General features: G+C 66.1%; 29 protein-coding genes. 20 read left to right on the top strand and 9 right to left on the bottom strand.

From position 1 onward, the window contains the following. Positions 1-66: 66 nt before the first annotated feature. From QQL87_RS29050 to QQL87_RS29040, 3 genes are all read left to right on the top strand, one after another. The gene (locus QQL87_RS29050; protein WP_284422531.1) at positions 67-1,437 is read left to right on the top strand and encodes a glutamate--cysteine ligase; all 1,371 of its coding nucleotides are present in this window, start codon (positions 67-69) and stop codon (positions 1,435-1,437) included. A gap of 79 nt (positions 1,438-1,516) precedes the next feature. Next, a complete protein-coding gene (locus QQL87_RS29045) occupies positions 1,517-1,972 on the top strand; it encodes a DUF3806 domain-containing protein (RefSeq protein WP_284422529.1) in 456 nt (151 codons plus the stop codon). A 214-nt stretch (positions 1,973-2,186) separates the two neighbouring features. Then, positions 2,187-2,855 carry a PAN domain-containing protein gene (locus QQL87_RS29040; protein WP_502871229.1) on the top strand — a complete coding sequence of 223 codons (669 nt, stop codon included), beginning with the start codon at positions 2,187-2,189 and terminating at the stop codon, positions 2,853-2,855. 367 nt (positions 2,856-3,222) lie between these two features. Here the strand turns inward: QQL87_RS29040 and QQL87_RS29035 are convergent, their stop codons facing one another. The 4 genes from QQL87_RS29035 to tldD all read right to left on the bottom strand — a co-directional run bounded on the left by QQL87_RS29035 (position 3,223) and on the right by tldD (position 6,434). Continuing rightward, positions 3,223-3,792: a nucleotidyltransferase family protein gene (locus tag QQL87_RS29035; protein ID WP_284422527.1), complete on the bottom strand. Its 570-nt coding sequence runs from the start codon at positions 3,790-3,792 to the stop codon at positions 3,223-3,225. Between the two features lie 77 nt (positions 3,793-3,869). Further along, positions 3,870-4,208, bottom strand: coding sequence for an MmcQ/YjbR family DNA-binding protein (locus QQL87_RS29030; protein ID WP_284422525.1), 339 nt, complete (start codon positions 4,206-4,208; stop codon positions 3,870-3,872). A gap of 13 nt (positions 4,209-4,221) precedes the next feature. After that, a complete protein-coding gene (gene lepB, locus QQL87_RS29025) occupies positions 4,222-5,013 on the bottom strand; it encodes a signal peptidase I (RefSeq protein WP_284422523.1) in 792 nt (263 codons plus the stop codon). Further along, a complete protein-coding gene (gene tldD / locus QQL87_RS29020) occupies positions 5,010-6,434 on the bottom strand; it encodes a metalloprotease TldD (RefSeq protein ID WP_284422522.1) in 1,425 nt (474 codons plus the stop codon). The genes lepB and tldD overlap by 4 nt, the downstream gene beginning before the upstream one ends. Positions 6,435-6,518: 84 nt before the next feature. On the opposite strand from tldD, the gene QQL87_RS29015 reads away from it, so the two are divergent. Continuing rightward, positions 6,519-7,019, top strand: a complete 501-nt coding sequence (locus tag QQL87_RS29015) for a GNAT family N-acetyltransferase (RefSeq protein WP_284422562.1) — start codon at positions 6,519-6,521, stop codon at positions 7,017-7,019. A 96-nt stretch (positions 7,020-7,115) separates the two neighbouring features. Here the strand turns inward: QQL87_RS29015 and QQL87_RS29010 are convergent, their stop codons facing one another. After that, positions 7,116-7,751 carry an invasion associated locus B family protein gene (locus tag QQL87_RS29010; protein WP_284422520.1) on the bottom strand — a complete coding sequence of 212 codons (636 nt, stop codon included), beginning with the start codon at positions 7,749-7,751 and terminating at the stop codon, positions 7,116-7,118. 476 nt (positions 7,752-8,227) lie between these two features. Here QQL87_RS29010 and coxB point away from each other — a divergent pair, with 476 nt between their 5' ends. From coxB to QQL87_RS28960, 10 genes are all read left to right on the top strand, one after another. Next, positions 8,228-9,067: a cytochrome c oxidase subunit II gene (gene coxB, locus QQL87_RS29005; RefSeq protein ID WP_284422518.1), complete on the top strand. Its 840-nt coding sequence runs from the start codon at positions 8,228-8,230 to the stop codon at positions 9,065-9,067. A 68-nt stretch (positions 9,068-9,135) separates the two neighbouring features. After that, positions 9,136-10,749: a cytochrome c oxidase subunit I gene (ctaD, locus tag QQL87_RS29000; protein ID WP_284422517.1), complete on the top strand. Its 1,614-nt coding sequence runs from the start codon at positions 9,136-9,138 to the stop codon at positions 10,747-10,749. Positions 10,750-10,896: 147 nt separating this feature from the next. Continuing rightward, positions 10,897-11,835: a heme o synthase gene (locus QQL87_RS28995; protein WP_284422516.1), complete on the top strand. Its 939-nt coding sequence runs from the start codon at positions 10,897-10,899 to the stop codon at positions 11,833-11,835. Between the two features lie 21 nt (positions 11,836-11,856). Further along, positions 11,857-12,033 carry a cytochrome c oxidase system small membrane protein gene (locus QQL87_RS28990; protein ID WP_257167237.1) on the top strand — a complete coding sequence of 59 codons (177 nt, stop codon included), beginning with the start codon at positions 11,857-11,859 and terminating at the stop codon, positions 12,031-12,033. A gap of 30 nt (positions 12,034-12,063) precedes the next feature. Then, positions 12,064-12,711: a cytochrome c oxidase assembly protein gene (locus tag QQL87_RS28985; protein ID WP_284422515.1), complete on the top strand. Its 648-nt coding sequence runs from the start codon at positions 12,064-12,066 to the stop codon at positions 12,709-12,711. Between the two features lie 87 nt (positions 12,712-12,798). Next, a complete protein-coding gene (locus QQL87_RS28980) occupies positions 12,799-13,656 on the top strand; it encodes a cytochrome c oxidase subunit 3 (protein WP_284422514.1) in 858 nt (285 codons plus the stop codon). A gap of 161 nt (positions 13,657-13,817) precedes the next feature. Further along, positions 13,818-14,207 carry a DUF983 domain-containing protein gene (locus QQL87_RS28975; RefSeq protein ID WP_284422513.1) on the top strand — a complete coding sequence of 130 codons (390 nt, stop codon included), beginning with the start codon at positions 13,818-13,820 and terminating at the stop codon, positions 14,205-14,207. Positions 14,208-14,334: 127 nt separating this feature from the next. After that, positions 14,335-15,093 carry an SURF1 family protein gene (locus QQL87_RS28970; protein WP_284422512.1) on the top strand — a complete coding sequence of 253 codons (759 nt, stop codon included), beginning with the start codon at positions 14,335-14,337 and terminating at the stop codon, positions 15,091-15,093. A 71-nt stretch (positions 15,094-15,164) separates the two neighbouring features. Beyond that, the gene (locus tag QQL87_RS28965) at positions 15,165-15,632 is read left to right on the top strand and encodes a MerR family transcriptional regulator (protein ID WP_284422511.1); all 468 of its coding nucleotides are present in this window, start codon (positions 15,165-15,167) and stop codon (positions 15,630-15,632) included. Further along, positions 15,529-15,984, top strand: coding sequence for a carboxymuconolactone decarboxylase family protein (locus QQL87_RS28960; RefSeq protein WP_284422509.1), 456 nt, complete (start codon positions 15,529-15,531; stop codon positions 15,982-15,984). Before QQL87_RS28965 ends, QQL87_RS28960 begins: the two co-directional genes overlap by 104 nt. Positions 15,985-16,039: 55 nt before the next feature. On the opposite strand, the gene QQL87_RS28955 is transcribed toward QQL87_RS28960, so the two are convergent. Both QQL87_RS28955 and QQL87_RS28950 read right to left on the bottom strand, forming a co-directional pair. Beyond that, complete coding sequence (locus QQL87_RS28955) at positions 16,040-16,615, bottom strand: NADPH-dependent FMN reductase (protein WP_284422508.1); 576 nt, start codon at positions 16,613-16,615, stop codon at positions 16,040-16,042. A gap of 105 nt (positions 16,616-16,720) precedes the next feature. After that, a complete protein-coding gene (locus QQL87_RS28950) occupies positions 16,721-17,554 on the bottom strand; it encodes a PhzF family phenazine biosynthesis protein (RefSeq protein WP_284422506.1) in 834 nt (277 codons plus the stop codon). Between the two features lie 99 nt (positions 17,555-17,653). Between QQL87_RS28950 and QQL87_RS28945 the strand changes: the two genes are divergently transcribed. Then, the gene (locus QQL87_RS28945) at positions 17,654-18,001 is read left to right on the top strand and encodes a barstar family protein (protein ID WP_284422504.1); all 348 of its coding nucleotides are present in this window, start codon (positions 17,654-17,656) and stop codon (positions 17,999-18,001) included. Between the two features lie 3 nt (positions 18,002-18,004). Here the strand turns inward: QQL87_RS28945 and QQL87_RS28940 are convergent, their stop codons facing one another. Further along, the gene (locus QQL87_RS28940) at positions 18,005-18,226 is read right to left on the bottom strand and encodes a hypothetical protein (protein ID WP_284422503.1); all 222 of its coding nucleotides are present in this window, start codon (positions 18,224-18,226) and stop codon (positions 18,005-18,007) included. Further along, positions 18,223-18,546, bottom strand: a complete 324-nt coding sequence (locus QQL87_RS28935) for a heavy metal-binding domain-containing protein (protein WP_284422502.1) — start codon at positions 18,544-18,546, stop codon at positions 18,223-18,225. The genes QQL87_RS28940 and QQL87_RS28935 overlap by 4 nt, the downstream gene beginning before the upstream one ends. A gap of 242 nt (positions 18,547-18,788) precedes the next feature. Here QQL87_RS28935 and QQL87_RS28930 point away from each other — a divergent pair, with 242 nt between their 5' ends. The 5 genes from QQL87_RS28930 (at position 18,789) to QQL87_RS28910 (ending at position 25,032) form a co-directional block, all read left to right on the top strand. After that, positions 18,789-19,277 (top strand): hypothetical protein, encoded by a 489-nt coding sequence (locus QQL87_RS28930; RefSeq protein ID WP_284422501.1) that lies wholly within the window; start codon positions 18,789-18,791, stop codon positions 19,275-19,277. Positions 19,278-20,811: 1,534 nt separating this feature from the next. Further along, entirely contained in the window at positions 20,812-22,227 is a 1,416-nt protein-coding gene (thrC, locus tag QQL87_RS28925; protein WP_284422500.1) for a threonine synthase, read from the top strand. Then, positions 22,227-23,516, top strand: a complete 1,290-nt coding sequence (locus tag QQL87_RS28920; protein ID WP_284422561.1) for a M16 family metallopeptidase — start codon at positions 22,227-22,229, stop codon at positions 23,514-23,516. Before thrC ends, QQL87_RS28920 begins: the two co-directional genes overlap by 1 nt. A 90-nt stretch (positions 23,517-23,606) precedes the next feature. Further along, entirely contained in the window at positions 23,607-24,194 is a 588-nt protein-coding gene (locus tag QQL87_RS28915) for a GNAT family N-acetyltransferase (protein WP_284422499.1), read from the top strand. Between the two features lie 223 nt (positions 24,195-24,417). Beyond that, positions 24,418-25,032 carry a hypothetical protein gene (locus QQL87_RS28910; RefSeq protein WP_284422498.1) on the top strand — a complete coding sequence of 205 codons (615 nt, stop codon included), beginning with the start codon at positions 24,418-24,420 and terminating at the stop codon, positions 25,030-25,032. Positions 25,033-25,045: the final 13 nt, after the last annotated feature.

Raw genomic sequence — 25,045 nt, 5'->3', positions numbered from 1 at the left:
CCAGGGGTCCGCGGCCCTTCCTGTCACCACGCGCAACCACCGAAGCGCTTCTGAACCGAGACTCCCATGGCGCGTGACCAGATCGATATGACCCCGCTGCAGTCGCGCGACGAGCTGGTGGCGTGGCTGGCGGAAGGCGTGAAGCCGCCGTCCGCCTTCCGCCTCGGCACCGAGCACGAGAAGACGCCGTTCACGCTCGAAGGCCACCGTCCCGTACCCTACGAGGGCGCGCGCGGCATCGGCGCGCTGCTCGAGGGCATGAAGCTGCTGCTCGGCTGGGAGCCGATCATGGAGCGCGGCAACATCATCGGGCTTTACGACGTCACCGGTGGCGGCGCCATCTCGCTGGAGCCGGGCGGCCAGTTCGAATTGTCCGGCGCCCCGGTCGAGACCGTGCACCAGACGCAGAGCGAGCTGATGGCGCATCTGGCGCAGGTTCGCGAGATCGCGACCCCGCTCGGCATCGGCTTTCTCGGGCTCGGCATGACGCCGTCCTGGTCGCGCGCCGACATTCCCGTGATGCCCAAGGGCCGCTACAAGATCATGAGAGGCTACATGCCGAAGGTCGGCAGCTACGGCCTCGACATGATGTTCCGGACCTGCACGGTGCAGACCAATCTCGACTTCTCCTCGGAAGCCGACATGGTCAAGAAGCTCAGGGTCTCGGTGGCGCTGCAGCCGATCGCCACCGCGCTGTTTGCCAACTCGCCGTTCACCGAAGGCAAGCCGAACGGCTATCTGTCATTCCGCTCGGAGATATGGCGCGACACCGACAATCAGCGCGCGGGCATGATCCCCTGGGCGTTCGAGGACGGCATGGGCTTCGAACGCTGGGTCGACTATGCGCTCGACGTGCCCATGTATTTCGTCAAGCGCGACGAGACCTATATCGACGTCTCCGGCACCTCGTTCCGCGATTTCTTCGACGGCAAGAATCCGGTCATGGCCGGCGAGCGTCCGACCCTGTCGGACTGGGCCAATCATCTGTCCACGATCTTCCCGGAGGTCCGCCTGAAGCGCTATCTCGAGATGCGCGGCGCCGACGGCGTGTCGTGGGGCCTGCTGCCGGCGCTGCCGGCGTTCTGGGTCGGCCTGCTCTATGACGATGTCAGCCTCGACGCCGCCTGGGACCTCGTCAAGGACTGGACCGCGTCGGAGCGCCAGAGCCTGCGCGACGATGTCCCCCGTCTGGGCTTCAAGACGCGGATCCGCAATCGCTACGCGTTCGAGGTCGCGAAGGAGTGCGTGGCGCTCGCCCATCACGGCCTGCGCCGGCGCAACCGCGTCGACCAGAGCGGCCGTGACGAGAGCCGCTATCTCGAGCCGCTCGATCACATCATCGATCGCGGCCGCTCGCCGGCGGAGGAGATGCTGGAGAAGTTCAACGGCCCCTGGCGTGGCTCGGTCGAGCCGGCCTATGACGAATATGCGTTCTGAGGCGAGCGCTCTGCGGTTCTGGCCCGTATGTCTCCTGCTTGTTCTGGGCGCTCCTGGGAGCGCTCGGTGACGCCCCCTGATGGCGACGGAGCAGGGCAAAGTGGACCAGAAGATCGAGGCGTTGTCCGACCGCGAGACGTTGCAGCTTCAGAAGCAGAGAAGCTGGGTTCGCGATCACTACGATCCCGGCGCGAAGGACCGCTACGAGACGTTGGAAGGAAAGCTCGCGCTCCTGGAGACCATCCTGCGCAACAACTGGGTTGAGCGGAACGAGACCTGGAAGCTCCAAAGCCTCGGCGTCAGCTTTGGTGATGCCCTGGTCCAGGAGCTGAATCTGCGGTGGATCGCGGTCGAGGATGAGTATGGTCGCGATCCGGCGCTCCATGATCAGGGAACGACGATTCTCCTGTTTCCTGTGACCTCGATCTCCAAACGGATCGAAAAGGGCGAAACCGTCGACGTCCGGAGCCTGTTCCGGAGCGCCTGCGAGGGTGTCGTCCGCGCGAGGGCACAATCGCCGTCCAACGGGCCTTGACGGTCTTCAGCGGCAAACAGGCCGGTTCTGGTCTGACGGAGGGCGGCTCGCGCGCCCCTTTTTGTTGCCGTTTGTGTCTCCCGTCCGGTTTGGCGCAGGTATGCCGCAGCTATGCCTTCAGCGCCTCCCAAGCGTCGGAGCCGTTCATCCGCCATACAGGTTCGTGGCGATCAAATGACCGCCCAAACACGCGAAGAAAACTCAAGCGTTAACAATGGGTCGGATGTTTCATCGGCGCACGGGGCGCCTCCTCGGGGCATGGCTGCGGGCACTCGCCTGCCTGCTCGCTTCCGCTTGCCTGACGCCGGCCGATGCCCAAACCTATTCCGACCGTCCGGGCGGCGACTATATGAGCGCGCCGGTCGCTTCCGGCGACCCGGCCGATTGCGCCCTGCTGTGCGAGCATGACCGGCGCTGCCGGGCCTGGAGCTTCAACTATCCGACGGTCATGGAAGCGGGCGCCGTGTGCTGGCTGAAGAACAGCGTGCCGGCGCGCGTCCCCGACAATTGCTGCGTCTCCGGCGTGCGCGGCGCCGGCGTGGTCGAGATCCGCAACGATGCCGTCGAGACCTCGATCGACCGCCCCGGCGGCGACTATCGCAGCTTCGACATCAAGACCACCGATCTCAAGGCCAACGACAAGGTCGACAAGACGGCCGACAAGGGCGCAGACAAGACCGGCGACAAGGCACCGGACAAGAAGGATGAAAAGGCGGCCGACTCCGAGGAGATCTGCAAGGCCGCTTGCACCGGCGACAACAAATGCCGCGCCTGGACCTTTGCGCGGCCCGGCTATGCCGGCAAGGAGGCGCACTGCTTCCTGAAAAAGGAAATCAAGCCGCCGCGGCGCCGGGCCGGGTTCACCTCGGGCGTGGTGCGCTAGCGCGCGACGAGAGAGCGCCAAACGTCGGCCGTTCACAAGGGCTTCCGTCATTGCGAGCGCAGCGAAGCAATCCAGATACCTTGCTCGGTCCTGGATTGCTTCGCTGCGCTCGCAATGACGCGGAGTAGACCCGCGTCCGGCGAGGTCGCGGCCTTGCCCTCGCTGGCGAGCAGGCTGTCCATCATAACCGTTGAAGCGACGTGCACCGTTGGCGCACCATACTCAGTGTCATTCCGGGGCGTGACGCGTAGCGGCACGAGCCCGGAATCCATACTCACGATGGTGGTTATGGATTCCGGGCTCGCGCTGCGCGCGCCCCGGAATGACGGGATGAGCGAGTTGTGCTTCTCATTCTCTCCAGTCGCGCTCACGCCTCAGCAGCGATCACCTTGATCTCCGGCCATAGCGCCTTCCAGCGCGTCGCCTTGGCCGCGTAGTTCGCCGCCGAAAAGTTGGCCGTATGGTTCGGTCGCACGATCATCTGCGCGATGTCGGCGAGACCCTTGGGCGCATAGAGCTCGTACCCATCGGCAACGGGCCGGAGGCCGACCTGCGTGTTCGCTGTGAGAAAGCGATCGATGCCGTCGGTCGATCGCCTCAACGGCGGGTAGGGGCGGCCGTGCTTGGCGGGATACCACAGATGGACGCGGGCTTGGTTGCGCACTTCGACCTTGGCATCGATACCCGCAAGCTGCGACGCGACGCGTTTGATGACGGCGTCCTCTGCCTCCCAGGATGTGTCGGGATCGGAGTAGAAGACATCGTAGTCGAGAATGCCGTGGTCGACGGGACGGCCGGTGCGGATGTTCCAGACGGTCTGAACCAGGCAGCCGGAGACGAGCCACGCATCAGGCAAGGCCGTTTCCCGCAGCACACGAATGATGGCCGTGTTGATGGGATTGCGCAGCGCGGCTGCGATAAACTCGTCTTCGGTCATGGCGGTCGATGGCATCAGGAAACATGGGTGCCGTCGACACGTTCAATACATGAGATGAGGGCGGCGCGCAGCCGGCTTCAGCCGCGATCCACCGTGGCGAGCGCCTTCTTCGACGCCAGCGCCTGCCATTGCCGGCGCAACAGCGGCTCGACGTCGGCGCGCTGCGCCTGCGACAGGCGCAGCAGCACGATCGGATAATCGAGATAATGATCAGTGAAATAGAACAGCTTCGGCCGGCTCTCGACCAGCATTGCGCGTTCGTCCGGCGGCACGCCGGGCAGCACGAGGCTGTCCCCGTCCTCCTTCAGCCGCGCCAGCATCTTCTTGCGCACCTTCAGCGCAAGCGTGCCGTAGGACGTGCCGTCCTCGACCTCCGGCCATGCCAGCGCGATTGCCCTGACATCGTCGAAGGTCACGAGGCCCGCCCGTTCAGCGCACCGCGGTGAAGAAGCGGTCGAGCCGGAAACCCGACAGCCAGGCCCAGACCGGCTGGTTCTTGAAGCCGAGATCCCAGGAGCCGACCACCGCATCGGCGCGACCGACCAGATTGTCGATCGGCAGCAGGCCGACACCGCCGTCGCGCAGGGACACGCGGCTGTCGGCGGAGTTGTCTCGGTTGTCGCCGAGCACGAACAGCTTGCCCGGTGGCACGGCCACTTCCGGCGTGTTGTCCAGGCGGCCGTTGTCGCGCATCTTGAAGATCAGATGCGACACGCCGTTCGGCAATGTCTCGACATAGCGATAGGCCGGCTCGTTGCGGCCGCTGTCGTCCTCGGCGTCGCCGATGCCATCCGGCTTGAGCGCGGCGGCCTCGCCGTTGATGTAGAGCTGGCCCTGGCGCATCTGGATGCGATCGCCCGGCAGGCCGACGACGCGCTTGACCCAGGCCTGCGAGGTGTCGCCCGGCCAGCGGAACACGACGACGTCGCCGCGCTTCGGCGTCTCGCCGAACAGCCGTCCCGTCTCCGGCAGCGTGATCTGCATCGGCAGCGACGATGTGCCGTAGCCATAGGGGAATTTCGACGCCAGCAGCGCGTCGCCGATCAGCAGGGTCGGCTCCATCGAGCCCGACGGCACGTAGAACGGCTCGGCGATCGCGCCCTTGGCGAGGAATACGACCCCGACGACGGCGAGGAGTTGCACGATCTGCCCGCCCCACGTCGTTTCCTTCAGCGGGGCTTTCGTCCGGATCTTGCTCGTAGACGTCTTCTCGAGGCTCATCGGCCCGTGCCTCCAACAGTGATGCGGTCCATGCGCAGCGTCGGCTGTCCGACGCCGACCGGCACGCCCTGGCCGTTCTTGCCGCAGGTGCCGATGCCGGTGTCGAGCGACAAATCGTTGCCGATCATGCTGATGCGGTTCAGATCCGTCGGGCCGTTGCCGATCAGCATCGCGCCCTTCACCGGCGCGCCGACCTTGCCGTCCTCGATCCTGTAGGCCTCAGTGCACTGAAACACGTATTTGCCCGAGGTGATGTCGACCTGGCCGCCGCCGAAATTGACGGCGTAGATGCCGTTCTTGACGGAGGCGATGATCTCGGCGGGATCGCGCTCGCCGGGCAGCATGTAGGTGTTGGTCATGCGCGGCATCGGGACATGCGCATAGCCCTGGCGGCGGCCATTGCCGGTCGGCGCCATGTTCATCAGCCGCGCGTTCTGGCGGTCCTGCATGTAGCCGACCAGGATGCCGTCCTCGATCAGCACGGTGCGGCTGGTCGGCGTGCCCTCGTCGTCGATCGACAGCGAGCCGCGGCGCGAGGCCATGGTGCCGTCATCGACCACGGTGACGCCCTTGGCGGCGACGGACTTGCCCATCAATCCGGCGAAGGCCGACGTCTTCTTGCGGTTGAAGTCGCCTTCCAGCCCATGGCCGACCGCCTCGTGCAGCATCACGCCGGGCCAGCCGGCGCCGAGCACGACGTCCATCTCGCCGGCGGGGGCGGGGACAGATTCGAGATTGACCAGCGCCTCGCGCAGTGCGCCGTCGGCGGCCTCGCGCCACGCCTTGGTCTCGATGAAGCGGGCATAGGGCTCGCGGCCGCCATAGCCCTTGCTGCCGCTCTCCTGGCGATCGCCCTGGCCTGCAACCACGGAGACGTTGACGCGCACCAGCGGACGGATGTCGCGATAGCTCTCGCCGTCGGGCCGCAGGATTTCCACGACCTGCCAGGTCGCGCCGAGGCTCACCGTCACCTGGCGCACGCGCGGATCCTTGTCGCGCAGATAGGCGTCGATCTCGCCGAGCAGCTTGACCTTGCTCTCGAAGCCCGGCGCATCGAGCGGATTGTCGTCGGCATAGAGCCGGACGTTGGTGTGCGGCGGCGCGCTGGCGAACGTGCCGGAATAGCCGCCCCTGACCGCGCTGACCGCATCGGCCGCGCGCATCAGCGCCGGCAGCGACACGTCGGAGGAATGCGCGTAGCCGACCGCATCATCCTTCACCGCGCGCAGGCCAAAACCCTGGCTGGTGTCATAGGTTGCCTGCTTGAGCCGGCCATTGTCGAAGGTCAGCGCCTCGGTCTGGCTGTATTCGAAGAACAATTCGCCGTCATCGGCGCCGGCCAGGCCGCGCGCGACCTCGCTCCGGACCGCATCGCGATCCAGGTTGGCGCGTTCGAGCAGGGAAGTGGTGGGAGCGGTCATGGGTCAATCCGTTGTCGGAGCGTTCATTCCAAGATAGTTGTTTTGACGCCGGGGCGCGAGGGGCAGGATGATTACCGAACGGACATGGTTGAGATCGTTCCCATTACGGCCGCTCACATCGAGAGCTTTCATCGCACGCTGGACTGCGTCGCGCGCGAACGGCGCTATCTGTCCTTCGTGCAGGCGCCGCCGCTCGAGTCGACGCGCGCCTTCATTCTGAACAACATCCACGAAGGATACCCGCAATTCGTCGCAATCTCCGCCGCCGAGGTGGTCGGCTGGTGCGATGTGACGCCCAAATCAGGGCCAATCGATGCCCGGATCGGGGTGCTCGGCATGGGCCTATTGCCGCAGTTTCGACACCAGGGGATCGGGCGGCGCCTCATGACCGCGGCCCTGGAGGCGGCGCAGGCGGCCGGCTTCTCGCGCGTCGAGCTCACGGTTTACCGCAGCAACACCAATGCGATCCGGCTCTACCAGAAGGCAGGATTCCTGCTCAAGGCGGTGCAGCCGCGGGAGGCCGGTGATGACGGCTTCGACAAGACGCTGCTCGTGATGGCCCTGGCCCTCGACGGGCGGCGCTGAGCGACGGTGTGGCTGCGACGGCACTTGGGCCGGATCGATCACGCCAGTCTGATCACATCAGCGGACGTCGGAAATTGATGTCAATCAGTCGAGACGTCAGGGTAGCTTGTCGAAACCGTCGGCAAGCCCGTTCAGGCTGAGCGGGAAGCCGATGCCTTCCTCCGGCGTCTCGAAGATAATGAAGGTCGCGGTCTTCGCCGTCTTCAGCTGGCCGAGCAGCTTGTCCTCGAGCACCACCTCGGCGACGCAGCCATTCGGCAGGCAGCGCACGAAGCCGGCGCGGCCGACGTCCTGGTTGTCGAGCTTGAGGCCGAGGCCGGAGGGCAGGAGCACGCCGAGCGGTGCGACCACGCGCATCAGCCGGCTCTTCTGGTCGGCGGTCTTCAGCATGATCACGGTGAGGCCGGCATTGGAGCGGTCCTCGGCGACCACGCTCTGAATCAGGGCGCACTGCTCGGCCTGCGCGCCCGGCGGCGTGTCGCAGCGGATCTGCCAGTCGCCATGCACCGAGCGCACCGCGCCCTGCGCCAGCGCCGGCTGCCTCATGCCGATGGCTGTCGCGAGCGTCAGCGCGAGCACCGTCGCGGCTGCGAGCCGGGTCATGACAGCGGCGCTGGTCGTGAGTCGTTCACGCACCGCGCTGAATCGGCACAAACCGCGCGAGTCACTCGCAGCTGGGGTCGACATGTCAGCTGCCCTGTCCGTTGAAACCCTGCTCCGGGTCGGTGCCATGACAATTTCCTGTGGGTGATCTGCGCATCCGACGCCATGATACGGCAATGATGGCGTCATGAGGACAGCGCCAGCAGCGTACGGCACGAAACGATACGAAATAAGGCCGCACCCCTGGTGCACGGCCGCTGCGCCCCGTCGAATCAGCCGCGCAAACGGCCGCAGTCCGTTGCCTACATCGCGCCGCACGGCTGTCAAGCGCCCGTTGCCCGCGAAACCACGGCATGCAGCAATTTCTCGGAAAAATCAACGTGCCGTCACGAACGGCGCCGCGCGCGATATCCGGCTTAAGACTGCATTGCGATAGGTCAAGAATTATGGTTTGAGAAGAAAGATTTCGTCATTCCAGTGAACTGGCCAAGGTGCTTTTCTCAAGCGTCCGCCCGAAGGCCAATTGTCAGGAGAGCGGATCGACGGCGCGCCACGTGAATCGGGCGGTGCGCCGAGGGGGAAAGTTCTGAAGGGAGCGCGACGACATGAAGATGTCGAAAGGCCAATTGAGCGCCTGCTTGCTGGGGTTGGCCGCAACGGGCATGACGCTCGTGTCGGGTGGTTCGGCGTTTGCCGAGACGGGGCAGCCGGCGCCATGGGAATACAAGCTGCAGGAAGCCGCGACGCCGGTGATGGAGAACATCACCTGGTTCCACGGATTGCTGCTGGCGATCATCACCATCATCACGCTGTTCGTGCTGGCGCTGCTCGTCGCAGTGGTCGTCAAGTTCAACGCGCGCGCCAACCCGGTGCCGTCGCAGACCACGCACAACACGCTGCTCGAGGTGGCGTGGACGCTGATCCCGGTGCTGATCCTGGTCACCATCGCGGTGCCGTCGTTCCGTCTCCTGTTCCTCGAACTCGACGTTCCGAACGCCGATCTGACGATCAAGGCGACCGGCAAGCAGTGGTACTGGAGCTACGCCTATCCTGATAACGGCAAGTTCGAGTTCGACTCGCTGATGGCGCAGGACAAGAAGCCGCGTCTGCTCGCGGTCGACAATGAGATGGTCGTGCCGGTCAACAAGGTGATTCGCGTCCAGACCACCGGTGCCGACGTCATCCATTCGTTCGCGGTGCCGTCGTTCGGCATCAAGGTCGACGCCATCCCCGGCCGCCTCAACGAGACCTGGTTCAAGGCGACCAAGGTCGGCATGTATTACGGCCAGTGCTCGGAGCTGTGCGGCAAGGACCACGCCTACATGCCGATCGCGGTGCGCGTCGTCAGCGACCAGGAGTTCACCGCCTGGATCGAGGACGCCAAGAAGAAGTACGCCAGCGCACCGACCTCGACCTACGCGTCCGCTGCGGGCGTGTCGCAGTAATCGGCGGGGACGTAACGCGAAATTGAGGCCGCCTCTGGCGGCCCACCGGGGACACTGAGGATTGGACAATGGCGACGAACGTAGCGACACACACCGGCCATGACGATCATGCGCACGACCATCCAACCGGGTGGCGGCGCTGGCTGTATTCGACCAACCACAAAGACATCGGCACGATGTATCTGATCTTCGCCGTGTTCGCCGGCCTGATCGGCGGCGCGATGTCGGTCGCGATCCGCATCGAGCTGATGTATCCGGGCGTGCAGCTCTTCCACGAGAGTCACACCTACAACGTGTTCGTCACCAGCCACGGCCTGATCATGATTTTCTTCATGGTGATGCCGGCGATGATCGGCGGCTTCGGCAACTGGATGGTGCCGTTGATGATCGGGGCGCCGGACATGGCGTTCCCGCGCATGAACAACATCTCGTTCTGGCTGCTGCCGGCCTCGTTCGCGCTGCTCCTGACGTCGACCTTCGTCGAGGGCGAGGCCGGTGCCAACGGCGTCGGCGCCGGCTGGACGATGTATGTGCCGCTGTCGACATCGGGCCATCCGGGCCCCGCGGTCGATTTCGCGATCCTGTCGCTGCATCTGGCTGGTGCGTCGTCGATCCTCGGCTCGATCAACTTCATCACCACGATCTTCAACATGCGCGCGCCGGGCATGACCCTGCACAAGATGCCGCTGTTCGTGTGGTCGGTGCTGGTGACGGTGTTCCTGCTGCTGCTGTCGCTGCCGGTGCTGGCCGGCGCGATCACGATGATGCTGACCGACCGCAATTTCGGCACCACCTTCTTCGATGCGGCCGGCGGCGGCGACCCGGTGCTGTTCCAGCATTTGTTCTGGTTCTTCGGTCACCCCGAAGTGTACATCCTGATCCTGCCCGGCTTCGGCATGATCAGCCAGATCGTCTCCACCTTCTCGCGCAAGCCGGTGTTCGGCTATCTCGGCATGGCCTACGCCATGGTCGCGATCGGCGGCATCGGCTTCGTAGTGTGGGCGCACCACATGTACACGGTCGGCATGTCCTCGGCGACGCAGGCCTATTTCGTCGCCGCCACGATGGTGATCGCGGTGCCGACCGGCGTGAAGATCTTCTCCTGGATCGCCACGATGTGGGGCGGCTCGATCGAGTTCCGCGCTCCGATGATCTGGGCCGTGGGCTTCATCTTCCTGTTCACGGTCGGCGGCGTCACCGGCGTCGTGCTGGCGAATGCCGGCGTCGACCGCGTGCTGCAGGACACGTACTACGTCGTCGCGCACTTCCACTACGTGCTGTCGCTCGGCGCCGTGTTCGCGATCTTCGCCGGCTGGTACTACTGGTTCCCGAAGATGTTCGGCTACATGTACAATGAGGGCGTCGCCAAGCTGCACTTCTGGGTCACCTTCGTCGGCGTGAATCTGGTGTTCTTCCCGCAGCACTTCCTCGGCCTGTCGGGCATGCCGCGCCGCTACATCGACTATCCCGATGCCTATGCCGGCTGGAACCTGGTGTCGTCGATCGGCTCCTACATCTCGGCCTTCGGCGTGCTGATCTTCATCTACGGCGTGGTCGAGGCCTTCGTGCGCAAGCAGCAGGCCGCGAATAATCCGTGGGGACCGGGCGCGACCACGCTGGAATGGACGCTGTCGTCGCCGCCCCCGTTCCACCAGTTCGAGGTCCTACCGAAGGTGCAGTAAGCCCCGACGGCCTCCGATGCGGCGCCGCTCCGGCGCCGCATCGACATCTGCCGGCCGGCGCGTCGTGCGGCGCACCGACCGGATATCCGAAGCCAAAGTGCTGTAGCGCATTGGTTCAGCTCCTTTGAATTGAAGTCTGGATTCGCCGTGTCGGTCATTGATCAGAACGCCATCGCCGTCGGCCCGCGGATTTCCGAGGCCGATGTCGGTGACTATCTCGCGCTGCTGAAGCCGCGGGTGATGTCGCTCGTGATCTTCACGGCGCTGATCGGTCTCTTGATCGCCCCCGGCCATTTCCATCCGGTGCTCGCGATCACCTCGCTGCTGGCAATCGCGGTCGGCGCCGGCGCCTCTGGCGCGCTCAACATGGCGCTGGAAGGCGACATCGATTCGCTGATGTCGCGCACCGCCAACCGCCCGATCCCGCGGGGGCGCGTGACCCGCCAGGAGGCGCTCGCCTTCGGCATCACGCTGTCGTTCTTCTCGGTGCTGACGCTCGGCATCCTCGTCAACTGGTTCGCCGGCGCGCTGCTCGCCTTCACGATCTTCTTCTACGTCGTGATCTACACGCTGTGGCTGAAGCGCTGGACCGCGCAGAACATCGTGATCGGCGGCGCCGCCGGCGCGCTGCCGCCGGTGGTGGCCTGGGCCGCGGCCACCGGATCGATCGCGCCGGAGCCGCTCTGGCTGTTCCTGATCATCTTCTTCTGGACCCCGCCGCATTTCTGGGCCCTGGCGCTGTTCCGCACCGACGATTACGCCCGCGCCGGCGTGCCGATGCTGCCCGTGGTCGCCGGTCCCGATGCGACCCGGCTGCAGATCCTGCTCTACACCATCGTGCTGGTGGCGGTCGCGCTGGCGCCCTGGCCGCTCGGCTATTTCGACGCCGTCTACGGCATCGTCTCGCTGGCGCTTGGCGCCGGCATGCTGTGGCTCGCGATCGAGGTGTTCCGCAAGCGTGAGCGCTCGGCCTCGCTGCGCGCCAACCGCAAGCTGTTCGCGTTCTCCATCCTGTATCTGTTCGCGCTGTTCGCGACGCTCGGGCTCGAGGCCATCGCGCGCATGATCGCGCCGCTGATCTGGTAACGAAGCGCGGGGCAGGAAAGCATGGCAACCGCAATGGCCGATCCGAATGAGCCCGAGGGCATCGTCCTCACCGAGGCGCAGCTGCGCAGCCGGCGCCGCCGCTCGATTGCGATCGCGCTGGCGCTCGGCGTGCTGGTGGTGCTGTTCTTCGCCGTCACCATGGTCAAGGGACCGGTGGTGCTGAAACGGCCGATGTAGATGCAGGATGGTGTGAGGCAGGCCGAGATCATGGACAAAGCCGACCAGACCGTTCCGACGCACGCGCAGGTCGCCCAGGGCGCCGCCGCGCCGCGCCGTGGCGTCGGCCGCGATGCGCTGGTCGGCGGCATCTGCGGCGCCGTCGTGGTGCTGATGGTCGGCGCTTCCTATGCGGCCGTGCCGTTCTACAACTGGTTCTGCCGCGCCACCGGCTTCAACGGCACCACGCAGGTGGCGACCCATGCGCCGTCGGGTGCGCCGCTGGCGCGCCGGATGGCGGTGCGGTTCGACGCCAACGTCGCCGGCGGCCTGCCCTGGAAGTTCGAGCCGGAAAAGACCGAGATCGAGGTTGCGATTGGCGAGGTGGTCACGGTCTACTACACCGTCACCAACCAGTCGGCGCGCACCACGATGGCGCAGGCCGCCTACAACGTGACGCCGCTGACCTCGGGCTCCTATTTCCAGAAGATCAACTGCTTCTGCTTCACCGAGCAGACCATGGCCCCGGGCGAGACCCGCGAGATGCCGGTCGTGTTCTATGTCGATCCGGCGATCACGGCCGATCCAGAGAACGATTCGCTGAAGACGATCACGCTGTCCTACACCTTCTATCCCATCCGCGATGCTGCCAAGCCGGTGGCCGCGGGCGAGCCGGACAAGCCGCGGGGCAATCTGTGATGGCGCGGACTTCCGGGATGCGGAGACCATCACTGTTGAATGACGACGTGCCGGGGCGACCGGCATCGATCTGGGGAGAGACTTGCCATGGCTGAGGCGCACGCCAAGCATCACGACTACCATCTCGTCGACCCGAGCCCGTGGCCGTTCGTCGGCTCGGTCTCGGCTTTCATCATGGCGTTCGGCGCGATCGGCTGGATGCACAAGATGTTCGGCGCGGCGCCGATCGTGTTCGGCATCGGCACCATCGGCGTGCTCTACACCATGGCGAGCTGGTGGGGCGACGTCATCAAGGAAGCCCAGTACAAGGGCGACCACACCCGCGTGGTGCAGCTGCATCACCGCTACGGCATGATCCTGTTCATAGCCTCCGAGGTGATGTTCTTCGTCGCCTGGTTCTGGGCCTATTTCAACGCCGCCTTGTTCCCGAACTTCGAGGTGCAGGCCACCCGCGACGCGCTGTTCGGCGGCGTCTGGCCGCCGAAGGGCATCGAGACCTTCGATCCCTGGCACCTGCCGCTGCTCAACACGCTGATCCTGCTGACCTCGGGCACCACGGTGACCTGGGCGCACCACGCGCTGCTCGAGGGCGACCGCAAGGGCCTGAAATACGGCCTGATCCTCACCGTCCTGCTCGGCGCGACCTTCACCTGCGTGCAGGCCTACGAGTACAGCCACGCGACGTTCTCGTTCGCCGGCCACGTCTACGGCGCGACCTTCTTCATGGCGACCGGCTTCCACGGCTTCCACGTGCTGGTCGGCACCATCTTCCTGCTAGTCTGCCTGATCCGCGCCTATGCCGGCCACTTCACGCCGAAGCAGCATCTCGGCTTCGAGTTCGCCGCCTGGTACTGGCACTTCGTCGACGTGGTGTGGCTGTTCCTGTTCATCTGCATCTACGTCTGGGGCCACGGCGCCGAGGCGATGGCGCACGGCGCGCACTAAAGCGGCACGCGCGAATTCCGTCGAACGTGTTACGATGAGGGCGGCCGCCGGGTCGCCCTTTTTCGTTGGGGCACCGCCGGCCGATCCAACGTGATCTGCTTTCGTGGCCTCCGGTTCCATCACCACGAGGCGTTGCGTCCGGCAGCCCTGGGGCAAACATCATGACCGCTCATCCGCCCGTCTCCCTGGCCCAGACCGTGCTGCGCGGGCTCGCCTGCCGCTGTCCGCGCTGCGGCCGGGGCAAGCTGTTCGAGGGCTTCCTCAATCTGCGCAAGCGCTGCGAGTCCTGCGACCTGGACTATGCCTTCATCGACACCGGCGACGGCCCGGCGATCTTCATCATGATGCTCGCCGGCGCCATCGTGGTCGGCGCCGCCCTGATCGTCGAGGTCAAGTACCAGCCGCCGTTCTGGGTCCACGCCGCGCTGTGGGGACCATTGATCCTGGTGACGACGCTGCTCCCGCTCCGCGCCATGAAGTCGCTGCTGATCGCCCTGCAATTCCACCACAAGGCTGCGCCGGGACGATTGGTGGACAAGACGCCGCAATGAGGCGGAGCATGCGCGTTCGAGCCGACCATCTACGCGGCGTTGAAGGTGCGCCCCCCTCCCCGCAAGGGGGAGGGGGGCACACCGTCCGCGCCGGCCGAGAGTCGATGAACTCGCGGGCAACTCCGCGATGACGAGTGCGCCCAGCCGCAAAACCTCCTCCCGCGCCTTCGCCGCGTTCACGGTCCTGATGGTCGCGCTGTTCATCGGCCTCGGCGTCTGGCAGCTGCAGCGCCGCGCCGCGAAGCACGCGCTGATCGCAGCCCTCACCGATCGCGTCGCGGCTGCGCCAGCGCCGCTGCCGCCTCCAAGCGAATGGCGCGCGCTGACGCCGGAGCGCGACGAATTCCGCCGCGTCAGCTTCACCGCTGCTTACGCCAAGCTGCCGGACGCCATGGTCTACAGCGCCGGCTCCGCCGTGCGCGAGGACGTCTCCGGCCCCGGCACCTGGGCCTTCCTGCCGGCGCGGCTCGGATCGGGTGAAACGGTGGTGATCGATGCCGGCTTCGTCGCCAACACCATGCAGGAGCGCAGCGTTCAGGATCGCGCCGCCGCCAAGCTGGTCACCGGCGAGCCGGTGACCATCACCGGCTATCTGCGCTTCCCCGAAGCTGCGGGCCTGCTCACCGCCGCCGAGAACCGCGACAAGCGCCTGTGGTTCACCAGGGATCATCACGCCATGGCCAGGACGCTCGGTTGGGGCGAGGTCGCGCCGTTCTACATCGATCTGGAAACGCCGGTGCCGGACAACGGCATCCCCAAGCCAGGCCCGCTGTCGCCGCATCTGCGCGACGAGCACATGCAATACGCGATCACGTGGTTTGCGCTGGCTGCCGCGCTGATCGTGGCCTTCGCGGTGTGGGCGCGGGCGCGCCGGAACGGCGCGTGATGATTGACGCTTGACTTAGAGCGCGCTCGAACCCGTAGCCTGCCTGGCGTCGTGAATGAGATGAGGCAAGCATGAAGATCGGCGAGCTGGCCAGACAGTCGGGGCTGACGGCCCACACGATCCGCTACTACGAGCGGATCGGGCTGCTGCCCAGGGCCGGTCGCGATCATGCCCGCCAGCGGGACTACGACGCATCGATCCTGTCCTGGATCGAATTCCTCGGCCGCCTCAAGGCCACGGGAATGCCGATCCGGGACATGCTGCGCTATGCTGAACTGCGGGCAGGCGGCGCCGCCAGCGAGCCGGAGCGGCGCCGGCTGTTGGAGCGCCATCGTGACGCGGTCCGGGCGCGGGTCGCCACGTTGCAGGATTGCCTTCTCGTTCTCGACGGCAAGATCGCCGGCTATACCGGCAGCAGCGAGAGGACGAGTGATCATGACGCAATCCATTCCGAGCCCATCCCCGACGGCGGGCACGACGAAGACCGGCGCGATCGACGAGCACGACCGGCTGGCGCGCGGCCGGCGCGCGCTCGATAGAATCGACGGCGACGCCGGACACAATGTGATCGCGTCGCTCGCCGACATCGCGCCTGACTTCGCGACCTACATCATCGAGTTTCCGTTCGGCGACATCTATTCCCGCCCCGGCCTCGACCTGCGCAGCCGCGAGATCGCGACCATCGCGGCACTGACGGCGCTCGGCAACGCCAGCCCGCAGCTCCAGGTGCACATCCATGCCGGGCTCAACGTCGGTCTCAGCCGCGAGGAGATCACCGAGGTGATGATGCAGATGGCGGTCTATGCCGGCTTTCCCGCCGCGCTCAACGGCCTGTTCGCAGCCAAGGCGGTGTTCGCCGAAGCCGATGCGAAGGCCGCCCCTCCTGCATGAGAGTCCTGGTGTCGGCGGAAAAATCGGTCGGGGCTCCTCGCCGGCGTGATGACGGCTAGGATGACGCGTTCGTGGTCTCATCACGCGCTGCTGCCGCGCGCGCCAGCGCGGTCATCGCGCCGGCGATGACAGTGCGAATCTCAGGCGGGGCAACGCGGCCATCGGTGGTCAAGGCCGCCGGCGGCAGCGGTACGGCGACGCAGGCCTCCTCGACGATCGTCGCGCCGGCACGCTCCAGCACGGTGCGCAGGTCGGCATGGGCGTCCTGCGCGCCGCCATGGGCCGAGGGATTGATCCACCCCACCGGGCGCTGATAGAGGCTGCCGGCGCTGACGGTCCAGTCGATCATGTTCTTGAAGCTGCCCGGCAGCGAGCCGGCATATTCGGGGGTCGAGAGCATGATCGCCCGGGCGCGCCCGAGCAGGTCGCGCAGTCGCACGACCTGCTCGGGCAGCGGATCACGATCGTGGTCGGGATTGAAATGCGGCAGCTCGCCGAACCCCGCATAGATCGCCGGCGCGACACCGGCTGGCGCGAGCTCGGCCGCGGTCGCGATCGCTGCGCTGCTGGCCGAGCGGGCGCGCAGGCTGCCGCTGATCAGAACGATCACCAGCGCGTCTTGCGGTGGCATGTTGTCCTCTTTCGTCACGACCCGGCCGTACCTCGACGGAAGGCGCGCCGCGCCCTCGTTGCAAACCCGGTGCACGGCGGCCCTGCGCCGGCATCCCGGATCAGATCACACGGGGATCTCGCGCACGCTGCCGGACACCCTGACTGGCGCGCCGGCCGGCCCGTCGAGATCGATCCTTAGGCCGCAGGGCACGCCCATATCCTCGCCCTGCCGGATCACGATCGGCTCCGCGGTCGGCCAACCGAGTTCGCGCAGATGGCCGGCGAGCGCCGCAGCGGCAGCGCCCGTCGCCGGGTCCTCGTAGACGCCGCCGAACGGAAACGGGTTGCGCGCGTGGAACAGTTGCGGCGTCTCGGCGTGCAGGAGGGCGAAGGTGCAGTAGCGCTCGCGCTGCGCGAGCGCCTCGCCTCTGGCGAAGTCGTACCTGATGGCAGCGAGGCGGCCGCGGTCGCGCAGCGCAATGATCGGGTGATCCATCCCGGCATGGGCGATGACGGGCGGGATACGCGGATCGAGGTCGTCTTGCGACAGTCCGAACAGGTCAAGAACTTCGTCGAGGTCAGCAGATGTCAGCGCGCGCGTCAGCGTCGGCGGCGAGCGGAACGCAGCGCTCCACTCCGTCGGGGAATGAAGGCCATCGACGGTGATGTCGGCATGATTGAGCGTGAGCGCAAACGTACCGGAGGCTTGATGCCTGGCGAGCGCGGCGCCCAGCGCAATGGTCGCATGGCCGCAGAAATCCACCTCGGCCTGCGGCGCGAAATAGCGCACCCGCCATGACTCCCCGGCCGGCGCCGCGAACGCCGTTTCCGAATAGCCGATGTCAGCCGCCATCGCCTGCATGGTGGCGGCCTCGGGCAGCGCCTCGCAAAGGACGACACCCGCCGGATTGCCGCCGCGTGATCCGTCGGTGAAGGCTGCGATGTGCTGGATGATCATGGGGCCTCTGGTGATACATTCTCGTGAAGCATTCTTGGCCGAGCAAGCCTTTACTTCAACTCCATGCAAGCGAAGAGTGCCACGAAATCAGGGCGTGCTATGTCACAAGCGACCATCGTTAACATCCCCACCGACCGCATTCGCGACTGGGACAGTTTCCACCGTGTGTTTCAGGAGGCTCTGGGCTTCCCCGATTTCTACGGATGCAACATGAACGCCTGGATCGATTGCATGACCTATGTCGATGATCCCGACAGCGGGTTGAGCGCGATAACGGTGGCCCAAGGCGACGTTCTCATCCTCCGCGTCGATCACGCCGACGACTTGCAGCAGCGCTGTCCGGAGCAGTATCGGGCGCTTCTCGAATGCGCCGCCATCGTCAATCATAGGCGCAACAAGCCTGGAGAGTTGCCGGTTCTGGCCCTGATGCTGGGCGGCTGGTTCTAACGCCTACCGCCCCGCCCTCACATACGCCCGCTCGCCGGTCCGCGGATGAAACCACACGTCCAGCGTCTCGCCGCTGGTGGGATCGACGAAGCGTTCCTCGGTCCTGACCCAGTCCGGGCCGGGCGGCGCCGAGAGCGCGTCGCGCTTGTAGCCGCCCTGGCGGAAGAACACCCACACCAGCACGACGGCAAGGAGGACGACGAGCCAGAGCACGAGCCCGATCATGGCGTGGGTTCGATCACCGCCGCCGTGCCGTAGGCGACGATCTCGCTCATGTTCTGGCCGATCTCGGAACTGTCGAAGCGCATCATCAGAATGGCGTTGGCGCCCATCGAGGTGGCGTTGGAGACGAGCCGGTCGAGCGCATGGCGCCGCGCCTCCTCCAGCATCTGCGTGTATTCGTGGATCTCGCCGCCGACGATCGAGCGCAGGCTCGCCACCAGATTGCCGCCGAGCCCGCGGCTGCGCACCACCACGCCAAAACACTGCCCCAGCATCCGTACCGTGCGGTGTCCGGTCACGTTCTCCGTCGTCACGACGATCATGGGGGGCTCCATCTGATACTGGCCCGCTCGGGCAGGGGCGCTTGGGTTTGACAACCCAGCCACGGTTCCGGTTCAAGGGAGCCACAAGTCTTGCCATGGCGCCACGGCCAGACGGTTTTTCAGCCCATAAACGGTTGAGCTTTGTTGACACTGAGTTTGGGCGTATTCGTTCCGTCGAACGCAAGGCATGCAGGCCGCTAAGCTCTCACTGCCTGATTGGAATCGATGACGGATCATAGCTCATGCCGATGAAGATGATCGCGCTCTCCGGAGCCCTGTGTCTCCTGCTCTCCAGTTCGATGGCATGCCGCGCGAACTCTGGTCCGTGGTGCAGGCCTGACGCTGCAATCCTGAGCTTCAAGAACCAACAGGGGCACGATCTCGCAAGGGTCGAGCTGCGCGCCCTCAAGCCTGCCTGCAACCGAAATCCGGAGAAGCTTGGCGCAAGCGTGGAAAGATCGATGCGCATCGAGCATGGCGGAGGGTGGACAGATATTCCGGCGGAGTGCGTAGCGGGCGTTTCCTTTGAAGCAGATGGGTTGGCGCTGTCGGGCGACGATTCGGGGCTTGGCATAGTGCTCGCAGGGAAATCGACTGACACGGCCGAGCGCGTAAGGCTCGCCATCTACAAGTCGCGTGAAAGGATCGATTGCTTTCGCATCGAGCCATGTCCGAGCGCCGAAGATCAACCGGACGAAGTCCGCGAGTGTTACAGAGCGTTGATGCGCTAAGCGCGCGCGGCCTGCCGATGACCGCAGACCGAGCGCGTCACGCGCGCATATGAAGGTGACCTCTATCCCCGTCATTGCGAGGCGTCGTTGCGCCGACGCAATTTGTGGATGGCGCGCAATGACGGCTGCCGACTGCGTCTTTTCGGCTGAGCGCGTAGCCCTGCATGTCGCTGCGCTCATGCGGGGTTTGACCGGCGCCCCCCAAAATTCCGCCGTCGTCCCGGGCAAGCGCGTCGGCGCGATAGCGCCGGCGCGCGCCGACCCGGGACCCATAACCCCGATCGGTTGTGAGGCGGCAGGCTGGAGCAACGGCGTGTCTCACACGGGCGATGGTGGTTATGGGTCCTGGGTCGGCGTCCGGCAACGCTTGCGCGTTGTCGGACTTGCCGGGACGACACCGGGGTGAAGCCGCTCTGCGGCCTGCATTGCGTAGCAGCGCCCGCCGCACGCGTCTGAGTCGTCCGACGGGCCGCCAGGATCTACGCCTGAGCGCACCGCCAACTAACAAACCTTGATGCACCGAAACTTTCTTTTTTGCGAGCAGGTCCAACGCAATCAGCCAATCCAGTCCAGCCTGCGCGAAAATTTCTCTTTCATTTTTCCGAAATTGTGGTTGTCTCTCCCCATCCCGCCTCGTTGCGAGGGGCGTACGCGTCGTCACGGGCGTGAGGTGGGGTGCGATGGACGGGTCGGCTGCAACTGACGAGTGCGGCCGGCACGGACGGTGAAGTCGCGTGGTCCTGATACCCCGACGCTGGTATCACGCGCTGATGCGCAAGCATCATGCGCAACGGTGGCCAACAAGCCCGGTGCACCGAGGAGAGCGCGTATAAATCGTAAGCCATCGCGCAGGGAAGGCCGGGTCGCTCTGGCTGAACCTGTTCCTGCCCCGTGCACTTCTGTTCGCACGGGGGCCGCGGGTGCCAGCCGGCATCCGGTCTTCCCTGCGCCCTCCGCCTGAGGAGGGAGAAAGATCCGTAAAGCTCGGGCGCCGATCGCGCCGCGAGAACGCGATTACATGCACCGCCGTCATTCCGGGGCGCGCGGAGCGCGAGCCCGGAATCCGTACTCCCGGTCGTGGTTATGGATTCCGGGCTCGCCCTGCGGGCGCCCCGGAATGACGACTGGGAGAGATCGCGCTGGTGTCTCGGACGTGTCCGCTGCTTCGGGCTGCCCGACTGAAGGCCGCCAACACCGCTGTCATCCCCCGCGAAAGCGGGGTTCCAGTACGCCGCGGCGGTGCGGTCGACCACAGCCGCCGCGGCGTACTGGGTCGCCCGGTTGAATCGGGCGATGACAGTGGTGGAGTGGATGGTCCGCTCGACCTGATCGTGTCCGCCGTTGCGACCCACTTCGCCGAACTCATGCCCCGTAACCCCGCCGTAACCCGTCCTCGCGACCATTCCTGGCCCAACAACCGGTTTCGCAGCCTGCCCAAAACCATTATGGTGCCGGACCATGTTGCCGCCGGGCGGTTCCGATTTCGAATTCAATCAACGGGTTATGGCCTGGTGACGCAGGTCAGGAGAGCGGTTTGACGCGCTATGTTTCGACCCGCGGGGAAGCCCCCGCGCTCACCTTCTGCGATGTGATGCTGACCGGGCTCGCCCGGGACGGCGGCCTCTACGTGCCCGAGACCTGGCCGCAGCTGTCGGCTGCGACCATCGCCTCGTTGTTCGGCCGGCCCTATTGGGAGGTCGCCGTCGAGGTCATCAAGCCGTTCGTCGCCGGCGAGATCTCCGATGCCGAGCTCGGCCGCATGGCCAACGAGGCCTATGCCACGTTCCGCCACCCCGCGGTGGTGCCGCTCGACCAGATCGCGCCGCATCAGTTCGTGCTGGAGCTGTTCCACGGCCCGACCTTGGCGTTCAAGGACGTGGCGATGCAGCTGATCTCGCGGCTGATGGACCACGTGCTCGCCAAGCGCGGCGAGCGCACCACGATCGTGGTCGCGACGTCAGGCGACACCGGCGGCGCCGCGGTCGACGCCTTTGCCGGCCGCGACAATGCCGACCTCATCGTGCTGTTCCCGCATGGCCGCATCTCCGAGGTGCAGCGGCGGATGATGACGACGTCGGGCGCGTCCAACGTGCATGCGCTTGCGATCGAAGGCCATTTCGACGACTGCCAGGCGCTCGTGAAAGGGCTGTTCAACCATCACGCCTTCCGCGATTCGGTCTCGTTGTCCGGCGTCAACTCGATCAACTGGGCCCGCATCGTCGCCCAGGTCGTCTACTACTTCACGTCAGCGGTTGCGGTCGGCGCGCCGCACCGCGCCGTCGACTTCACCGTGCCGACCGGCAATTTCGGCGATGTCTTTGCCGGCTACGTGGCCAAGCGCATGGGCCTGCCGGTGCGCAAGCTCCGCGTCGCCACCAACGTCAACGACATCCTGGCGCGCACGCTTCAGACCGGGATCTACGAGGTGCGCGAGGTGCACGCGACGGCCTCGCCGTCGATGGACATCCAGGTGTCGTCGAATTTCGAGCGGTTGCTGTTCGAAGCCGGCGGCCGCGATGCGGCCGTCGTGCGACGGCTGATGGAGAGCCTGAAGCAGTCCGGCCGCTTCGTGCTGCCGGATGCGATGCTGGCCGCTGTTCGCGCCGATTTCGATGCCGGCCGCGCCGACGAGACCGAGACGGCGGCAGCGATCCGCGCCTGTTATCGCGAGGCCGGCGATCTCGTCGACCCGCACACGGCGGTCGCGCTGGCGGTGGCTGACCGCGACGGCACGGATACCTCGGTGCCGAACATCGTGCTGGCGACGGCGCATCCGGCCAAATTCCCCGATGCGGTCGAGACCGCCTGCGGGATGCGGCCGCATCTGCCGGTCTGGCTCGAAGGGCTGATGAGCAAGCGCGAGGACGCAAGGATCATGCGGAACGACCAGGCCGAAGTGGAAAAATTCATCCGCTCGGTCAGCCGGGCCGCCAAGCAGGGAATGGCATGATGGGCGTGGAAGTCACCAAGCTGCCGACGGGTCTGACGGTCGTTACCGACACGATGCCGCATCTGGAGACCGCGGCGCTCGGGGTCTGGGCCGGGGTCGGCGGACGCGATGAGAAGGCGGACGAGCACGGCATCTCGCATCTGCTCGAGCACATGGCGTTCAAGGGCACGACGACGCGCAGCGCGCGCGAGATCGTCGAGTCGATCGAGGCCGTCGGTGGCGATCTCAACGCCGGCACCTCGACCGAGACGACGGCCTATTATGCCCGCGTGCTGAAGGCCGACGTGCCGCTGGCGCTCGACGTGCTCGCCGACATCCTCGCCAACCCGTCCTTCGTGCCGGAGGAGCTGGAGCGCGAGAAGAACGTCATCGTGCAGGAGATCGGCGCGGCGCAGGACACGCCTGACGACGTCGTGTTCGAGCATCTCAACGAGCTCTGCTTCCCCGATCAGCCGATGGGCCGTTCGCTGCTCGGCACCGCCAAGACGCTGGAGGCGTTCGACCGCGACAAGCTGCATGGCTATCTGTCGACGCATTACCGCGGGCCGGACATGGTGGTGGCTGCGGCCGGCGCCGTCGACCATCAGCGCGTGGTCGAGGACGTGACGAAGCGATTCGCCAGCTTCAATGGCGGGCCGGCGCCGAAGCCGCTGCCGGCGGCGTTCGGCAAGGGCGGCTCGCGCGTCGTGCATCGCGATCTCGAGCAGGCGCATCTGACGCTCGCGCTCGAAGGCGTGCCGCAGGCGGATCCGTCGCTGTTCTCGCTGCAGGTGTTCACCAACATCCTCGGCGGCGGCATGTCGTCCCGGCTTTTCCAGGAGGTCCGCGAGAACAGGGGCCTCTGCTATTCCGTCTATACGTTCCACGCGCCCTACAGCGACACCGGCTTCTTCGGCCTCTACACCGGCACCGATCCGGCCGACGCGCCCGAGATGATGGAGGTGGTGGTCGACATCATCGGCAATTCGGTGGAGACGCTGAGCGAGGCCGAGGTGGCGCGCGCCAAGGCGCAGATGAAGGCGGGATTGCTGATGGCGCTGGAGAGCTGCAGCGCCCGCGCCGAGCAGCTCGCGCGTCACATCCTGGCCTACGGCCGGCCGCAGACCCTGCCGGAGATGGTTGCCAAGATCGAGGCCGTCAGTGTCGAGAGCACGCGCGATGCGGCACGTGCGCTGCTCGCACGCAGCAAGCCGGCGGTCGTCGCGCTCGGCAGCGGCAGGGGTCTGGACACGGCGGTGACTTTCGCCGAAGGTCTCGCCGGGCCGAAATCCAAGGCTCAGCTGCATTGAGCACGAGACCGCTGCCTGCGCGCTTAGCCGCCGCCAGATGCGCCGGTCGCGCAGGTTGAGGCGCTGAAGGGCAGGGGGGGAGCATCACCGATGGCCCTGTTTCGCTTACCGACCAGTGGACCGGCCGCGCTCGCTCCGCGCGGACACGGCCTGTTTCTGCGCGCGCCGCAGATGGCCGACTATGCGCAATGGGCCCAGTTGCGCGAGGTCAGCCGCGATTATCTGACGCCCTGGGAGCCGATCTGGCCGTCCGACGACCTGACGCGCTCCGGCTTCCGCCGCCGGCTGCGCCGTTATGCCGAGGACATCTCGGCCGACCGGTCCTATCCGTTCATCGCGTTCCGCGAATCAGATGGCGCGATGCTCGGCGGCATCACGCTGGCCAATGTCCGGCGTGGCATCGTCCAGGCCGGGACCGTCGGCTACTGGATGGGCCAGCCGCATGCCCATCGCGGCTACATGACCGCGGCGCTGCGGCTGCTGCTGCCGACCTTGTTCGGCGAGCTCAACCTGCACCGGGTCGAGGCGGCCTGCATCCCGACCAATACGCCGTCGATTCGCGTGCTGGAAAAGTGCGGCTTCACCCGCGAAGGTCTGGCGCGGCGCTATCTGTGCATCAACGGGGTCTGGCAGGATCACTACCTTTACGGCCTGCTGCATGAGGATTTCAGGGGTTAGCATTTGTGATCGGGCGGGGGGTGAGCGAGGCCGATCGGGGCTGGTTCCAGCCTCCGAAATGGGTATAGACGCCTGACTGCAGCCGCCGTCGGGCCGGCGTCCGAGGGGCCTGCCCGCGATCGCGCGGGCCGGAGCCTCAGGCCGGAGAACGTGGGGCGAGCCAGGCGAACGTGATGCCGGGGACTTCGAGATGCGACAGACGTGTGTGATTCGGGGTGGGACGTTGGCGGCTGTGCTGCTGGCCCTGGGAGTGGCAGCGACCGCACCGCCAGCGGCGGCGCAATCGTTGACCGACCGTTTCAAGAGCCTGTTCGGCGGCGGGTCCGACGACAAGGGACAGCAGGACCTTCCCGCCAGCGGCGGTCCGCCGGCCGATCCGACCGAGGGGCTGACTTGCCCGCAGGTCAACATCCGCGCCGGCGCCTCGACCTATGCGGTGGCCGCGCCGGGCAAGCAGGCGGTCGGCAACGACGTTCGCTTCCAGGCCTCGATCACCAAGACCGCTCGCGAGTGCAATCTCAATGGCGCGGAGATCGTGGCCAAGATCGGCATCCAGGGCCGCATCGTGGCCGGCCCGGCCGGCGCACCGGCCACTGTCGACATTCCGATGCGCATCGCGGTGGTCCAGGGCGGCATCGGCGAAAAGGTCATAGCCACCAAGGCCTATCGCACCACGGTGCAGATGTCCGGCGATGGCAGCGTGCCGTTCACGATCGTGGCGGAGGACATGGTGTATCCGGTGCCGCCGCCCGGCGCCAACGCCGACAATTACGTGTTCTATATCGGCTTCGATCCGCAGGCCCTGACCCCGGAGCGCGCGGCCAAGAAGCGGAAATGAGAGCAAGCGCCCG

This window comes from Bradyrhizobium sp. SSBR45G (assembly GCF_030159255.1).
Taxonomy (GTDB): Bacteria; Pseudomonadota; Alphaproteobacteria; order Rhizobiales; family Xanthobacteraceae; genus Bradyrhizobium.
This window is presented reverse-complemented; position numbering and strand designations above follow the sequence as displayed.